This is a genomic window from Massilia litorea (genome assembly GCF_015101885.1).
GTDB lineage: Bacteria > Pseudomonadota > Gammaproteobacteria > Burkholderiales > Burkholderiaceae_D > Telluria > Telluria litorea.
The window spans coordinates 4,582,598-4,598,151 of the sequence record NZ_CP062941.1; the positions used below are offsets into that span (position 1 = coordinate 4,582,598).

14 protein-coding genes and 2 tRNA genes are annotated in these 15,554 nt (G+C 63.1%); 4 read left to right on the forward strand and 12 right to left on the reverse strand.

Features of this window, described 5'->3' with window-relative positions:
- The first annotated feature begins 14 nt into the window (after positions 1 to 14).
- Both LPB04_RS20510 and LPB04_RS20515 read left to right on the forward strand, forming a co-directional pair.
- Positions 15 to 1,100, forward strand: coding sequence for a M28 family peptidase (locus tag LPB04_RS20510; RefSeq protein ID WP_193686305.1), 1,086 nt, complete (start codon positions 15 to 17; stop codon positions 1,098 to 1,100).
- A 113-nt stretch (positions 1,101 to 1,213) separates the two neighbouring features.
- Positions 1,214 to 1,699, forward strand: coding sequence for an SRPBCC family protein (locus LPB04_RS20515; protein ID WP_193686306.1), 486 nt, complete (start codon positions 1,214 to 1,216; stop codon positions 1,697 to 1,699).
- Between the two features lie 16 nt (positions 1,700 to 1,715).
- Here the strand turns inward: LPB04_RS20515 and LPB04_RS20520 are convergent.
- From LPB04_RS20520 to LPB04_RS20545, 6 genes are all read right to left on the reverse strand, one after another.
- Positions 1,716 to 1,792 (reverse strand) — tRNA-Arg (locus tag LPB04_RS20520).
- A 69-nt stretch (positions 1,793 to 1,861) separates the two neighbouring features.
- Positions 1,862 to 1,938: transfer RNA gene (locus LPB04_RS20525), tRNA-Pro, on the reverse strand.
- A 68-nt stretch (positions 1,939 to 2,006) separates the two neighbouring features.
- Positions 2,007 to 3,344 carry a phosphoglucosamine mutase gene (gene glmM, locus LPB04_RS20530; RefSeq protein WP_193686307.1) on the reverse strand — a complete coding sequence of 446 codons (1,338 nt, stop codon included), beginning with the start codon at positions 3,342 to 3,344 and terminating at the stop codon, positions 2,007 to 2,009.
- A 22-nt stretch (positions 3,345 to 3,366) separates the two neighbouring features.
- Positions 3,367 to 4,203 (reverse strand): dihydropteroate synthase, encoded by an 837-nt coding sequence (folP, locus tag LPB04_RS20535; RefSeq protein WP_193686308.1) that lies wholly within the window; start codon positions 4,201 to 4,203, stop codon positions 3,367 to 3,369.
- Between the two features lie 139 nt (positions 4,204 to 4,342).
- Positions 4,343 to 6,229 (reverse strand): ATP-dependent zinc metalloprotease FtsH, encoded by a 1,887-nt coding sequence (gene ftsH / locus LPB04_RS20540; protein ID WP_193686309.1) that lies wholly within the window; start codon positions 6,227 to 6,229, stop codon positions 4,343 to 4,345.
- 226 nt (positions 6,230 to 6,455) lie between these two features.
- A complete protein-coding gene (locus LPB04_RS20545; protein ID WP_193686310.1) occupies positions 6,456 to 7,142 on the reverse strand; it encodes an RlmE family RNA methyltransferase in 687 nt (228 codons plus the stop codon).
- Positions 7,143 to 7,184: 42 nt separating this feature from the next.
- On the opposite strand from LPB04_RS20545, the gene yhbY reads away from it, so the two are divergent.
- Positions 7,185 to 7,655: a ribosome assembly RNA-binding protein YhbY gene (yhbY, locus tag LPB04_RS20550; protein ID WP_193686311.1), complete on the forward strand. Its 471-nt coding sequence runs from the start codon at positions 7,185 to 7,187 to the stop codon at positions 7,653 to 7,655.
- A 128-nt stretch (positions 7,656 to 7,783) separates the two neighbouring features.
- On the opposite strand, the gene LPB04_RS20555 is transcribed toward yhbY, so the two are convergent.
- From LPB04_RS20555 to LPB04_RS20580, 6 genes are all read right to left on the reverse strand, one after another.
- Positions 7,784 to 8,254, reverse strand: coding sequence for a DUF4149 domain-containing protein (locus LPB04_RS20555; protein WP_193686312.1), 471 nt, complete (start codon positions 8,252 to 8,254; stop codon positions 7,784 to 7,786).
- Complete coding sequence (greA, locus tag LPB04_RS20560; protein WP_193686313.1) at positions 8,254 to 8,733, reverse strand: transcription elongation factor GreA; 480 nt, start codon at positions 8,731 to 8,733, stop codon at positions 8,254 to 8,256. Before greA ends, LPB04_RS20555 begins: the two co-directional genes overlap by 1 nt.
- Before the next feature lie 248 nt (positions 8,734 to 8,981).
- Positions 8,982 to 12,212 carry a carbamoyl-phosphate synthase large subunit gene (gene carB, locus LPB04_RS20565; RefSeq protein WP_193686314.1) on the reverse strand — a complete coding sequence of 1,077 codons (3,231 nt, stop codon included), beginning with the start codon at positions 12,210 to 12,212 and terminating at the stop codon, positions 8,982 to 8,984.
- On the reverse strand, positions 12,213 to 13,376 hold the full coding sequence (carA, locus tag LPB04_RS20570) for a glutamine-hydrolyzing carbamoyl-phosphate synthase small subunit (protein WP_193686315.1): 1,164 nt from the start codon (positions 13,374 to 13,376) through the stop codon (positions 12,213 to 12,215). It lies immediately after the preceding gene.
- Positions 13,377 to 13,710: 334 nt separating this feature from the next.
- Positions 13,711 to 14,118 carry a GlcG/HbpS family heme-binding protein gene (locus tag LPB04_RS20575; RefSeq protein WP_193686316.1) on the reverse strand — a complete coding sequence of 136 codons (408 nt, stop codon included), beginning with the start codon at positions 14,116 to 14,118 and terminating at the stop codon, positions 13,711 to 13,713.
- Positions 14,119 to 14,136: 18 nt separating this feature from the next.
- Positions 14,137 to 15,048 (reverse strand): patatin-like phospholipase family protein, encoded by a 912-nt coding sequence (locus tag LPB04_RS20580; protein ID WP_193686317.1) that lies wholly within the window; start codon positions 15,046 to 15,048, stop codon positions 14,137 to 14,139.
- 174 nt (positions 15,049 to 15,222) lie between these two features.
- Between LPB04_RS20580 and LPB04_RS20585 the strand changes: the two genes are divergently transcribed.
- Positions 15,223 to 15,543: a DMT family transporter gene (locus LPB04_RS20585; RefSeq protein ID WP_193686318.1), complete on the forward strand. Its 321-nt coding sequence runs from the start codon at positions 15,223 to 15,225 to the stop codon at positions 15,541 to 15,543.
- The last annotated feature ends 11 nt before the right edge of the window (positions 15,544 to 15,554 follow it).

The following is a 15,554-nucleotide window of genomic DNA, read 5'->3' on the forward strand; positions in this document are numbered from 1 at the left end:
TTAGGCATCCACTCATGTCCCTGTCTCAACGCCTGCTTCCCCGCACCCTGTCCGCCCTGCTCGGCCTGTCGCTGGCCCTGCCGCTCGCCGCCGCTCCCGTACCCGCCGAGGTCGCGCCCGTGCTCGAGCGCATCTCGGCCGCTTCGATGCGCGGCAACCTCTCTTTCCTGGCCTCGGACGCACTCGAGGGCCGCGGCACGCCGTCGCGCGGGCTGGACATTGCCGCCGAGTTCATCGCTTCGCAGTTCCGCGCAGCCGGGCTCGAGCCGCTCGGCGACGACGGCTATTTCCAGACGGCCGACTGGAACCTGATCGATCCGAAGCGCGCAAAGAACCCGCCGGCAACACCTGCAGCCCCGGTCAAGGTGCGCAATGTGGTCGGCGTCCTGCGCGGCTCGGACCCGCAGCTGAAAGACAGCTATGTGCTGGTGACGGCGCACTACGACCACGTCGGACTGAAGCCGGGCCAGGGCGACGGCATCTTCAATGGCGCGAACGACGACGGCAGCGGGACGGTGTCCGTAATCGAGCTGGCCAGGGCATTCAGCCAGAACAAGACGCGCCCCAAACGCAGCATCGTCTTCATGACGGTGTTCGGCGAAGAACACGGCCTGGTCGGTTCGCGCTACTACGGCGCCCATCCGCTGGTGCCGATCGAGAAGACGATCGCCGGCATCAACCTGGAGCAAGTTGGACGCACCGACGACAACGAAGGCGCCCAGGTGCGGGCGGTCGGCGTCACCGGCTTCGATTTTTCGGACGTCGGCGCCATCCTGAAAAGCGCCGGCGACGACACCGGCATCCGCGTCTGGAAGCATCCCGTCAACAGCGACAAGTATTTCGCCCACAGCGACAACCAGGCGCTGGCCGACCAGGGCATCCCCTCGCACACGATCAGCGTCGCCTACGCCTTCCCCGACTACCACGGGGCGGGCGACCACTGGGACAAGATCGATTACGAGAACATGGCCGCGGTCGACCGCGCCGCCGCGCTGGCGATCTGGAACATCGCCAACGGCAGCAACACGCCGAAGTGGAACGCCCAGAATCCGAAGGCGAGCAAGTACCTGGGTATCTGGCAAGGCCGCAATACGAAGTAAGCCCGTGCCACGTTTTGCTCACTCGAGTGATAAAAATGCTCCGAACTGCGAACTGGCTAACGGACTGATGTAACAATCGGGTCGACAATTCCTCCATGAACAGCGGAGGCCCGATGGCAACGATACGACACACCTTTACGACGACAGTCCCAGCTTCCGCCGAGGAGGTCTGGGCCTGGTCGACTTCGATCAAGGGCATCAAGGCCGAGATGTGGCCTGTCCTGAAGATCACCTTCCCGAAGGGCATGACCCACATCGGCGAGGACACCACCCTGGACAAACCCCTGTGCCGCTGCCAGTTCCTCCTGCTCGGCCTGTTCCCGATCGACATGTCGAAGCTGACCTTCGTCGAACTCGAACCCGGCCGCCGCTTCGTCGAGCAATCTCCCCTGCTGTCGATGCGTTCCTGGCGCCACGAGCGCATCGTCACGCCGACGGCGGGCGGCACCCTGGTGACCGACAACCTGACATTCAAGCCGCGCGTGGCGGGGCCGATCGTCGGCTGGTTCGTGAAGCTGTTTTTCGAGCACCGGCATGCGGTGCTGGCGAAGGCGTTTGCGAAGGATGCGGCAAAGCCGGCGCCGGGGCCTGCGGTCTGAACGTCAGGGATTCCATTGGCCTGCCCAGCTGGGTTCGAACCAGCGACCCTCAGCTTAGAAGGCTGATGCTCTATCCAACTGAGCTATGGGCAGAAAGAAGCGTCGACGAATGTTGACGCAGAAATGAAAACGGGCCGTCGAAGACGGCCCGTTCGTAATGCTTGGTCGGAGTACAAGGATTCGAACCTTGGACCCCCTGGTCCCAAACCAGGTGCGCTACCGGGCTGCGCTACACTCCGAATGACTTCATTTTACTATCCCGAAGATGCCGCGTCAATGCAAGCACCCCGGGAAGGGAATTTAAAGCTCAGGCAGCCAGCTTGTCGGCGATGCGGCGCGCCATGCTGTCGGCCATTTCCGCATTTTTCGCTTCGACCATGACGCGGATCAGCGGCTCGGTGCCGGATGCGCGGATCAGCACGCGGCCGGTATCGCCCAGCTCGCGCTCGACGGCTTCTTTTTCCGCAACCATCGCCGCATCCTTGGTCCAGTCGAAGCCCGGGGTGACGCGCTTGTTGATCAGCGTCTGCGGATAGAGGGTGAGCTCGCTGCAGCAGGCTTCCAGCGACTTGCCGCTGCGCTTCAGTGCGGACAGCACCTGCAGCGAGGAAACGATGCCGTCGCCGGTGGTATGCTTGTCCAGTGCCAGCAGGTGGCCCGAACCTTCGCCGCCCAGGATCCAGCCGCGTTCCTGCATCACTTCCAGCACGTAGCGGTCGCCGACTTTCGCGCGGGCGAAGCCGATGCCGAGTTCCTTGAAGGCCACCTCCAGCGCCATGTTCGTCATCAGGGTGCCGACGGCGCCAGCCACTTCGCCGGTCGCCATGCGATCGCGCACCATCAGGTACAGCAATTCGTCGCCGTTGTAGACGCGGCCGTTGGCGTCGACCATGATCAGGCGGTCGGCGTCGCCGTCGAGGGCGATGCCGAGGTCGGCCTTGTGCTCGATCACGGCGGCGGACAGAGCTTTCGGGGCGGTGGCGCCGAAGCCGGCGTTGATGTTGAAGCCGTCCGGGGTGGCGCCGATCGAGACGACTTCGGCGCCGAGTTCATGGAACACGTGCGGGGCGATGTTGTAGGCGGCGCCGTGGGCGCTGTCGACGACGATCTTCAGGCCGCGCAGATCGAGTTCGTTCGGGAAGGTGCTCTTGCAGAATTCGATGTAGCGGCCTTGCGCGTCGCGCAGGCGGGTGGCGCGGCCGAGCTTGTCGGACGGAACGCAAGCCATCGGCTGGTCGATCGCTTCTTCGATGGCCAGTTCGACGCTGTCGGGCAGCTTGGTGCCGTGCGCGGAGAAGAACTTGATGCCATTGTCCTGGAATGGGTTATGCGAAGCCGAGATCACGACGCCGGCCTGCAGACGCAGGGCGCGCGTCAGGTAGGCGATCGCCGGGGTCGGCATCGGGCCGGCCAGCATGACGTCGACGCCGGCGGCGGAAAAGCCCGCTTCCAGTGCCGCTTCGAGCATGTAGCCGGAAATGCGGGTGTCCTTGCCGATCAACACGGTCGGACGGCTGCTGCTGGCGTAGTCCTTGGCCAGGACCATGCCGGCGGCGTAGCCGAGGCGCATCACGAAGTCAGGCGTGATCGGCGCAACGCCAACCTGTCCGCGAACACCATCCGTACCAAAATATTTGCGTGCCATGCTTGTTCTCTTTGTTGTCAATTTAATCAATAGTGGCCGCGCGCCAAACTTTCAGCGCGTCAACCGTCTCAGCTACATCATGTACCCGCAGGATTTTAGCGCCATGCGCCACCGCAGCCAACGCGCCAGCGATGCTACCGGGCAAGCGGCCTTCGACCGGACGACCAGTAACGGCGCCGATCATCGATTTGCGCGACAGCCCGATCAGTACCGGGAATCCCAGTTCTTCCTCGATGCGTGCGGTCGCGCGCAGCAAGGTGTAGTTATGTTCGACCGTCTTGCCGAAACCGAGGCCCGGATCGACGCAGATGCGTTCACGCTCGATGCCGGCCGCCAGCAAGGCCTCGATCCGTTCGCGCAGGAAAGCGGTCACCTCCCCCACCACGTCGCCGTAGACCGGTTCGGCCTGCATGTCCTGGGGCGTTCCCTGCATGTGCATGATGCACAGGCCGCAGTCGCTGCCCTGCACGGCCTCGATCGCGCCCGGCGCGCGGAAGCCGTTGATGTCGTTGATCATGTCGGCGCCGGCGATGATCGCTTCGCGCATGACCAGCGGTTTGCAGGTGTCGACCGAGAGCGCGCGCCCCACTCCCTGCAGCGCGTAGACGGCCGGCATTACGCGGCGTAGTTCTTCCTCGACCGGGACGCTCGGCGAGCCGGGGCGGGTCGATTCGCCGCCGATGTCGATCAGGTCGACACCGTCGCGCACCATCTCTTCGGCGCGCGAAATCGCGAACTCGAGCGTGCCGTAGCGGCCGCCGTCGGAAAACGAATCGGGCGTGACATTCAGGATGCCCATGACGAGGGGTCGCTGTTCCAGCCGGAAGCTGAAGCGGCCGCATTGCAGCAGTTGACGCATAAGTGATGGAGGGAAAGTCGAAGGGAAACGCGCGCGCCTCGTTAACGAGCAAAAGACATCCGGAGGGATGCCTTTTGCTGGAGAGGTGCTAGTCGATCAAGCGCGTTGACAAATCAGGACCGCGAATCAAAACCGCGGATCAGGCCGGTGCCGGCGCGTTGGTGGCCACGCCGCCCGAACCGCTGTCGCCAGGCGGCGTGCGCTTGGTCAGCAGGCCGGCTTTCGGCGGACGCGGCTCGCGGCCGGCCATGATGTCGTTGATCTGCTCGGAATCGATGGTTTCCCACTCGAGCAGGGCCTTGGTCATCATCTCGACCTTCTCGCGATTCTCTTCCAACAGACGGCGCGACAGCGCGTACTGGGTGTCGAGGATTGCGCGGATTTCAGCGTCGACCTTTTGCTGGGTCGCTTCCGAAATGGTCTTGGTGGCGCCGCCGAAGAAGCCTTCGTTCTCGCTGTCTTCGTAGACCATCACGCCCATCGTCTCGGACATGCCGAAGCGGGTCACCATCGAGCGCGCCAGCTTGGTGGCACGCGAGAAGTCGTTCGAGGCGCCGGTCGACATCTGGCCGACGAAGATCTCTTCGGCGATACGGCCGCCGAACAGGATCGAGATTTCTTCCAGCATCTTGTCCTTGTAACCGGACAGGGCATCGTGCTCGGGCAGCTGCCAGGTCAGGCCGAGGGCGAAACCACGCGGCATGATCGTGACCTTGTGCACCGGGTCAGCCTTTGGCAGCAGCTTGGCGACGACCGCGTGGCCCGACTCGTGGTAGGCCGTGTTGCGGCGCTCTTCCTCGCGCATGACCATCGACTTGCGCTCCGGACCCATGTAGATCTTGTCCTTGGCGTCCTCGAAGTCGTTCATCTCGACCAGGCGCTTGTTGCGGCGCGCGGCGAACAGGGCTGCTTCGTTGACCAGGTTGGCCAGGTCCGCACCCGAGAAGCCGGGGGTACCGCGGGCCAGGATGTCGGCCTTCACGTCGGCGCCGATCGGCACCTTGCGCATGTGCACGTTCAGGATCTGCTCACGGCCGCGGATGTCCGGCAAACCGACCATCACCTGGCGGTCGAAACGGCCCGGACGCAGCAGCGCCTTGTCCAGCACGTCGGCGCGGTTGGTGGCGGCGATCACGATGACGCCGGAGGTGGCTTCGAAACCGTCCATCTCGACCAGCAGCTGGTTCAGCGTCTGTTCGCGTTCGTCGTTGCCGCCGCCCATGCCGGCGCCGCGGTGGCGGCCGACGGCGTCGATCTCGTCGATGAAGATGATGCAAGGCGAGTGCTTCTTCGCGTTCTCGAACATGTCGCGCACGCGGGATGCGCCGACGCCGACGAACATCTCGACGAAGTCGGAACCGGAGATCGAGAAGAACGGCACTTTCGCTTCGCCGGCGATGGCACGCGCCAGCAGGGTCTTGCCGGTGCCCGGAGGACCGACCATTAGCACGCCGCGCGGGATGCGACCGCCCAGCTTCTGGAACTTGGTCGGGTCTTTCAGGAAGTCGACGATCTCGCTGACTTCTTCTTTCGCTTCGTCGCAGCCGGCGACGTCGGCGAAGGTGACGCTGTTGTTCGTTTCATCGAGCATGCGCGCCTTCGACTTGCCGAAGGAGAAAGCGCCGCCCTTGCCGCCGCCCTGCATCTGGCGCATGAAGAAGACCCAGACGCCGATCAGGAGCAGCATCGGGAACCAGGAGATGAACACTTGCTGCAGGAAACCAGGCTCTTCCGGCGGCTTGACGTCGAAGCGCACGCCGTTCTCGCGCAGGTCGCCGATCAGGCCGCGGTCGAGCATGGTGGCGGTGGCGCGTACCTTGCTGTCGTCGGTGCGGGTGGCGGTGATGTTCGCGCCTTCGATCACGACATCCTTGACGCGGCGCGCTTTCACATCGTCGAGCAGCTCGGAATAAGCGATGGTCTTGCTGCCACCGGCCGGGCTATGGTTGTCGAACTGCTTGAACAGCATGAACAACAGCAGTGCGACGACCACCCAGATGGCGGATTTGGAAAACATATTATTCACGAAAACTCCTCCGATGCGCTCCGCACCAATACCGATTTGATTTTGCCGATTTTACTCGCGATGCCACACGCGATTTTACTCGTGATTTCACTAACAGCGCGCAGGGCGTGCCATGCACAGCCCCACATGATGCCATATTGCCACCTTTTCCACACCGACAAGCGCGCGGGAAGGTTCCGGACGCATCCGAACGGAGGCGTCACGCGGTGCATGTGCGGCTGCGATCTCAAATATCAAGGGCCGCGCCGCGTTCGGATCCCGATTTGTACTCCACCGGATTCTTCAGACCGCGCCCGAGCAGGAAAATTTCCGACGATTTGTCGCGGCTTGCCTTGGGCTTGATTTGCTTGACGGTCTTGAACTCGGTGCGGAACTTCTCGACAATTTGCGTGAAACCCATATCCTTAAAGCACTTGACCAACAATGCTCCACCGGGTTTCAGGTGCATTTGAGAAAACTCAATAGCGAGATCAATCAAATGTTCCATCCGCGCAGCGTCAGCCGTTGGAATCCCCGACAGATTGGGCGCCATGTCGGAAAGGACCAGGTCTGTCTTGCGGCCTTCGAGCACGGTCGCTAGTTGGTCCAATACAACATCTTCGCGGAAGTCGCCCTGGATGTAATGGACGTCGGCGATCGGCTCCATCGGCAGCAGGTCGAGGCCGATGATGGTGCCCGTGATGCCGCCGCCCTCCTTGCCGGACAGTTTGCGCCGCGTGTACTGGGCCCAGCTGCCGGGCGTGCAGCCGAGGTCGACGATGACCTGGCCCGGCTTGATGAGTTTTTCCGCTTCGTCGATTTCTTTCAGCTTGTAGGCGGCGCGGGCGCGAAACCCGTCTTTTTGCGCCTGCTTCACGTACGGGTCGTTAATATGGTCGTGTAACCAGTTTTTGTTTAATTTGTTCTTGGCCATTCGCGTAGAATACTGCTTTTATAGGTACATCAAAAAATTATTATGCTTACACTTACACCCGGCGAACGCAGCGCGTTGCGCGCGGAAGCCCATGGCCTGAAACCTGTGGTCATGGTCGGCGAATCGGGCCTGACGGAATCCGTCATGAAGGAAATCGCCGGCAGCCTCGACGCACACGGCCTGATCAAGGTCCGCGTTTTCGGCGATGACCGCGAAGCGCGTGTCGCCATGTACGAACAGATCTGCAGCGACCTCGACGCGGCGCCGGTCCAGCACATCGGCAAGCTCCTGGTCCTCTATCGTCCGAAAGTCGAGACGGTCAAGGAACGCAGCAGCAAGGCCGGCAAGGGCATGCGCGAAGTTACCATCGTCAAGGCCAGCGCCAGCGGCACCAAGAAGCCGAGCGTCACCAAGGTCATGATCAAGGGGAATGAACGCGTTACCGCCGGCGGCAACATCAAGCGCGCCAAACCGCGCCAGGCCAGCACCAAGAAGAATGCACTGAACAAGTGATCGAAAAACCGGAGCCTGCCTCCGGTTTTTTTTTGCTTGCCGCGGTTCAGACGCCGGACCGCGTGGGCGCAGCCCGGTGAACCCGTCATCGAGGCCATTGGCCTTGACGACCCCTGCAACACCAAACGTCAGCGGCTCTTCACCACCAGGATTGCCGCCAGCACGCTTTCGATCACGTGGAACAGCTGCGACACGCCATGCAGTATGGCGAACTTCGTCCACAGCGGCGAAGCGCGGATGCCCAGCGGCCCGGCTGCCTCGCGCATCTGCGCCATCGCCGGCTGCAGGCCGACGAACATCACCAGCGCACAGGCCAGCATGGCCAGCACCACCAGGTTCAGATAGCGCCGGCGCCCTCTTTCGAGCTCGGGCGACACCTGCACCAGCACCAGCATCAGGACCGCGCAGACGATGCTGACCAGGGCCAGCCGGTGCAGCAGCACGCGCACGATGTCGCCCGCGACCGGTCCGCTCGCAACCCCGAACACGGCCGGCGCGGCGATATAGCCGAGCACCCACAGGGCGCCCGCCCACAGTGCGGCCACCAGCAGGCGTGCCGCTGCGATCCGGCTCACCGCGCGGCTGGCCAGGGCCGTCATCAGACGTAGCGTACTTCGAGGATTTCGTATTCGCGCGGGCCGGACGGCGCCTGCACTTCGACCACGTCGCCGGCGTACTTGCCGATCAGGGCGCGCGCGATCGGCGAGGTCACCGAGACCTTGTTCAGTTTGAGGTCGGCTTCGTCGAGGCCGACGATCTGGTAGCTGACCTTCTGGCCCGAGTCCAGGTCTTCGAGGTCGACGGTGGAAGCGAAGACGACACGGCCTTCGGCGTCCAGCGTGGCCGGGTCGATGATCTGGGCGGCGCTCAGTTTGCCTTCGAGTTCGGCGATGCGGCCTTCGACGAAAGCCTGGCGTTCCTTGGCGGCGTCGTATTCGGCGTTCTCCGACAGGTCGCCGTGCGAGCGCGCTTCGGCGATGGCGTCGATGACGATGCGGCGTTCCTTGGTCTTGAGCTGGTGGAGCTCCTGCTTCAGGAGCTCGGCGCCGTACTTGGTCAGTGGGATCGTATTATTCATAAATCTCTACTTAAAAAATATCGATAAACCTACTGCGCGTCGGATTGTCGGCCTGCGATGCTCGCTGTACTCAGGTACAGCGAGCATTGTCCCCTTGGGGGCTCGGCCAACACTCCTTCCGCTCGCTACGGTTTCTCGAATTTTTTGGTTATTCGTGGACGTACCAAGCGAAAACCACAGAGGCGCGCGACGCAAGCCGCGCGAGCTCTGTGGTTTGACGGGGTACTCGCAGTGCTACTTAACTGCGCTTAGTTTAAGGTTTTATGCAGCCCTTGTAAATCATAGACCCGAATCTCGTCCAGATGGCGCATGCCCTGGATCGCCGCCTCGGCACCGGCGATCGTGGTGTAGGTCACGACGCGTGCCAGCAGGGCCGAGGTACGGATGGTACGCGAGTCGGTGATCGCACTGCGCTTTTCCTCGACCGTGTTGATGACCATCTCGATCTCGTGGTTCTTGATCATGTCCACGACGTGCGGACGGCCCTCGATCACCTTGTTCACCGCCAGCACCGGCAGGCCGGCCGCGGCGATCACCGCGGCAGTACCCTTGGTCGCCGCCAGCGTGAAGCCCATCGCCACCAGGTCGCGCGCCACCTGCACCGCGCGCGGCTTGTCCGAGGCTTTCACCGACAGGAAGACGCGGCCCGAGGTCGGCAGCTTGATGCCGGCGCCGATCTGCGACTTGACAAACGCTTCGCCGAAGGTCTCGCCCACGCCCATCACTTCGCCGGTCGATTTCATTTCCGGTCCGAGGATGGTGTCGACGCCCGGGAATTTCACGAACGGGAACACGGCTTCCTTGACGCTGTAGAACGGCGGCGTCACCTCTTTCGTGATGCCCTGCTGTGCCAGGGTCTGGCCGACCATGCAGCGCGCCGCCACCTTGGCCAGCTGGATGCCGGTCGCTTTCGAGACGAAAGGCACGGTGCGCGAGGCACGCGGGTTCACTTCCAGCACGAACACCGTGTCGACCGTCTTGCCGTCGACTTCCGACTGCTGGATCGCGAACTGCACGTTCATCAGGCCGACCACGTTCAGGCCTTTCGCCATCAGCGCGGTCTGGCGCTTGAGCTCATCGATCGTCTCTTGCGAGAGCGAATACGGAGGCAGCGAGCAGGCCGAGTCGCCCGAGTGCACGCCGGCCTGTTCGATGTGTTCCATCACGCCGCCGATGAAGGTCGTTTCGCCGTCGGAGATGCAGTCGACGTCGACTTCGATCGCGTCGTTCAGGAAGCGGTCGAGCAGCACCGGCGAATCGTTCGAGACCTTGACCGCTTCGCGCATGTAGCGCTCGAGGTCGCGCTGCTCGTGGACGATTTCCATTGCGCGGCCGCCCAGCACGTAGGAAGGACGCACGACCAGCGGGTAGCCGATTTCCTGGGCCAGGGCGAGCGCTTCGGTTTCGGTGCGCGCGGTACGGTTCGGCGGCTGGCGCAGTTTCAGGTCCTGCAGCAGCTTCTGGAAACGCTCGCGGTCTTCGGCCGCGTCGATCATGTCGGGCGAAGTGCCGACGATCGGCACGCCGTTCGCTTCGAGATCCAGCGCGAGTTTCAGCGGCGTCTGGCCGCCGTACTGGACGATCACGCCGACCGGCTTTTCCAGGTCCACGATCTCCAGCACGTCTTCCAGGGTCAGCGATTCGAAGTAGAGTCGGTCCGAGGTATCGTAGTCGGTCGACACGGTCTCCGGATTGCAGTTGACCATGATGGTCTCGTAGCCGTCTTCGCGCATGGCGAGGGCCGCGTGCACGCAGCAGTAGTCGAACTCGATGCCCTGGCCGATGCGGTTCGGACCGCCGCCCAGCACCATGATCTTCTTCTTGTCGGTCGGCGCCGCTTCGCATTCCTCGTCATAGGTCGAGTACATGTAGGCGGTGTCGGTCGAGAACTCGGCGGCGCAGGTATCGACGCGCTTGTACACCGGGCGGATACCCAGCGCGTGACGGCGCTCGCGCACCGCGGCTTGCGTGGTGTGCATCAGGAAGGCCATGCGCGCATCCGAGAAGCCTTTTTGCTTGAGCTTGTACAGGGTCGGCTTGTCCAGCGATTCGAGCTTCTGGTGATCCAGCCACAGTTCGATGTCGACGATTTCCTTGATCTGGATGAGGAACCACGGATCGATCTTGGTCAGGTTGTGCACTTCTTCCAGGGTGAAGCCCTGGGCAAAGGCATCGCCCACGTACCAGATGCGTTCCGGACCCGGCTCGCCGAGTTCTTCTTCGATGACTTCGCGGTCGCGCGTCTTTTCGTTCAGGCCGTCGACGCCCACTTCCAGGCCACGCAGGGCCTTCTGGAAGGATTCCTGGAAGGTGCGGCCCATGGCCATCACCTCGCCCACCGATTTCATCTGGGTGGTCAGGTGCTTGTCGGCCGCCGGGAATTTTTCGAAGGCGAAGCGCGGGATCTTGGTGACGACGTAGTCGATCGACGGCTCAAAACTGGCCGGGGTCGCGCCGCCGGTGATTTCGTTGCGCAGCTCATCAAGCGTAAAACCAACGGCCAGCTTGGCCGCCACCTTGGCGATCGGGAAGCCGGTCGCTTTGGACGCCAGTGCGGAGGAACGCGACACGCGCGGGTTCATCTCGATGACGATCATGCGGCCGTCCTGCGGGTTGATCGCGAACTGCACGTTCGAGCCGCCGGTGTCGACGCCGATTTCGCGCAGTACCGCGATCGACGCGTTACGCATGATCTGGTATTCCTTGTCCGTCAGCGTCTGCGCCGGCGCGACCGTGATCGAGTCGCCGGTGTGCACGCCCATCGGGTCCAGGTTTTCGATCGAGCAGATGATGATGCAGTTGTCGGCCTTGTCGCGCACGACTTCCATCTCGTACTCTTTCCAGCCCAGCAGCGATTCCTCGATCAGCAGTTCGCTGGTCGGCGAGGCTTCCAGGCCGCGCTTGCAGATGGTCTCGAACTCTTCTTCGTTGTAGGCGATGCCGCCGCCGGTGCCGCCCATCGTGAAGGACGGACGAATAATGGTCGGGAAGCCCAGTTCGCGCTGCACCGTGCGTGCCTCGTCCATGCTGTGCGCCACGCCCGAGCGCGCCGAACCCAGGCCGATCTTGGTCATCGCATCCTTGAACTTCGAGCGGTCCTCGGCCTTGTCGATCGCTTCCGGCGAAGCGCCGATCAGTTCGACCTTGTACTTGTCGAGGATGCCGTGGCGGTGCAGGTCGAGCGCGCAGTTCAGCGCGGTCTGGCCGCCCATGGTCGGCAGGATCGCGTCCGGACGCTCTTTCTCGATGATCGCCTCGACCACCTTCCAGGTGATCGGCTCGATGTAGGTGACGTCCGCCATCTCCGGGTCGGTCATGATCGTCGCCGGATTGCTGTTCACCAGGATGACTTTATAGCCCTCGTCGCGCAGGGCCTTGCAGGCTTGCGCACCCGAGTAATCGAATTCGGCCGCCTGGCCGATGATGATCGGGCCTGCGCCGATGATCAGGATGCTGTTGATATCACTACGCTTTGGCATTTATTTCTTCTCCTGGGCTTGCATCAGGCCGATGAAGCGGTCAAACAGATAGGCGACGTCGGTCGGGCCGGGCGAGGCTTCCGGGTGGCCCTGGAAGCAGAAGGCCGGCTTGTCGGTGCGGGCAAATCCCTGCAGCGAACCGTCGAACAGCGAGACGTGGGTGACGCGGCAGTTGGCCGGCAGGGTCTCGGGATCGACCGCGAAACCGTGGTTCTGCGAGGTGATCAGCACCTTTTTCGAATCGAGGTCCTGCACCGGGTGGTTTGCGCCGTGGTGGCCGAACTTCATCTTCATCGTCTTCGCGCCCGAGGCCAGCGCCATGATCTGGTGGCCGAGGCAGATGCCGAAGGTCGGGATGCCCTTCTCGATCAGTTCCGCGGTGGCCTTGATGGCGTAGTCGCACGGTTCCGGGTCGCCCGGGCCGTTGGCCAGGAAGATGCCGTCCGGGTTCAGCGCCAGGGCGTCGGCGGCGGTCGATTCCGCAGGCAGGACGGTGACCTTGCAGCCGCGTTCGGCCAGCATGCGCAGGATGTTGCGCTTGACGCCGTAGTCGAAGGCGACCACGTGGTATTGCGGGTTTTCCTGCTTGCCGAAGCCCGAACCCAGCTTCCACTCGGTCTCGGTGAACTCGTACGGTTCTTTTACCGACACGACTTTTGCGAGGTCCATGCCGGCCAGGCCCGGGAAGGAGCGTGCCAGTTCCAGCGCCTGCGCTTCCGACGGCTGGTTGCCTTGCGTGCCGGTGAGGATGGCGCCGCCCTGGGCACCCTTCTCGCGCAGCAGGCGGGTCAGCTTGCGGGTATCGATGCCGGCGATGGCGACGACGTTCTCGGCCTTCAGGTAGTCGGCGAGCGATTGGGTGGAACGGAAGTTCGATGCCAGCAGCGGCAGGTCGCGGATGATCAGGCCTGCGGCGTGGACTTTGGTCGCTTCGACGTCGGCGGCGTTGACGCCGTAGTTGCCGATGTGCGGGTACGTCAGCGTGACGATCTGACGCGAGTAGCTTGGGTCGGTCAGGATTTCCTGGTAGCCGGTAATGGCGGTATTGAATACCACTTCACCGGTCGTGTGGCCGGCGGCACCGATGGAAACACCTCGAAAAATCGTTCCGTCTGCGAGGGCCAGGATGGCCGGGACGGCTGGGCCAGAAAAAAATGGCGGCAAGGGTAACTCCCAATAAAGTTACCGTAGCTGCGCCACGTCAGACCGGCATCCAAAACCTGCGGACGCGTTAAGCGTTCATAGGGTGGAAGTCGTTTTTGAATGAGGAATGGAGGGTAGGCGCTACGGCAAGTAAGTGAATGGCTAAACCTCTCAATTATAGCGCGGATTAAGCTTTGCGGCAATGCACCATCGCGGGATATCGGGGCAAAATCGCCAATTCACCTGACGGATGAGCTGTGTTTTCCTGACCGCAATTGCGCTGGGACCGTCCATGATACGACGCTTGAACGCGCGCATGGCGCACGCGTTCAAGCTCCGGGCTTCAGTCCGGCAATCAGGCGCCGACCGTGGCGATACCTGCCCTGGCGATCTGCGCATCCTCGTTCGACTTCACGCCCGACACGCCGACCGCGCCAATCACGTTGCCGTCGACGATGATCGGCACGCCGCCTTCGAGCATGCCCTTGAGGTCCGGCGCCGACAGGAAGGAGACGCGGCCGCCGTTGATGACGTCCTCATACGATTTCGACTCGCGGCGGCCGAGCGCGGCGGTGTTCGCCTTGGCCGGCGCGATGTGGGCCGAGATCGGCGGCGCGCCGTCCAGGCGCTGCAGCCACAGCAGGTGGCCGCCGTCGTCGACGATCGCAATGGTGACGGCCCAGTTGTTCTGCAGGGCTTCGGCTTCGCTGGCTGCGGCGATCTTCTTGACGTCGTCCAGGGTCAGCATCGATTTGGTTTTCATGGATTCTCCGGTTGGTTGTTAGGGTTGCTGCTTGGCTTTCAACTTCGCTTTAATTTGCGGCATCACTGCGGCGGCCGCCTGCTCGCCCGCGAGGATCGCCAGGTTGCGGCCGTTGAAGTCGGCGCTGCCCATCTTGCCCAGCGCCGGCGTGATCACGATATCGGCCTCCTTCAGCTCGAAATGGTTCAGGCGCTGGCCCATGATGCTGAAAGTCTGCATCAGCACGTCGAGCGAGCTGACCGTGGCTTGCGTGTCGGCCTGGGTCGAAATATTGACCGCGATGACGAAGTCCGCACCCATTTTATCGCGCGTGAATTTGACGGGCACCGGCGCCACCAGGCCGCCATCGACATAGGTCTTGCTGCCGATCTTCACCGGCTGGAACACGGACGGCACGGCGGACGAGGCACGCACGGCCATGCCGGTATTGCCCTTGTCGAACATGACGGCTTCGCCGGTCTTGAGGTCGGTGACGACGGCGCCGAAGCGCTTCGGCAGTTTTTCCATCGGGCGGTTGCCGACCGCCTTGTTCACGTAATTCTGCAGGGCCTCGCCTTTCAGCAGGCCGGGCGAACTGGAAAACAGCGGCATGGCCCAGTCCGAGATCGTCGCCTCGTCCATGTCCATCGCGATCTTCTGCAGCGCGAAACCGCTGTAGCCCGAGGCGTACAGGGCGCCGACCACCGAGCCGGCGCTGGTGCCGACCACGATCTCCGGCACGATGCCCTGTGCTTCCAGCGCCTTGATCACGCCGATGTGGGCGAAGCCGCGCGCGGCGCCGCCGCCGAGGGCAAGGCCGATCCTGATCTTCTTCGGGGGCGCCGGCGGGGCCTGGACCACGACCGGCGCAGGAGGCGGTGGCGGCGTGCTGCCGCAGGCGGCCAGCAGCAAGGCGCCGAGTGCAATGAGGGAGGTACGTCGAGAGAGCATGTGCGGGATTGTCGAGAGCAATTCCCGATTGTACCGCGCAATCCCGGGGACTGGATGAGACCGGGCTTAGGCGGACAGGTCCGGGATCGTCTACAATCGACGGCATCATCACGGAGGACGACCTTCCCCATCCGGGAACACGTTCGGGACGGCCCGCTTTTCAGGAGCGCCGCCATGGCCTGGATCATGCTGATCGTCGCCGGACTGTTCGAAGTCGTCTGGTCGTATTCAATGAAGCTGTCGAACGGCTTCACCCATCTTGCCGCTTCCGCCGTCACCATCGTCATGATGATGGCGAGCTTCGGCCTGCTGTCGCTGGCGATGCGCACGCTGCCGCTCGGGACGGCCTACACCATCTGGACCGGCATCGGCGCGGTCGGGGCCTTCGTGGTCGGGGTGGTATTCCTGGGCGAGCAGCTCAGCCTCATGCGGGTGTGCGCGGCCGTGCTGATCGTTGGTGGGCTGGTGCTGATGAAGCTGGCAAGTGGGCACTAGGCGCGCCCGTA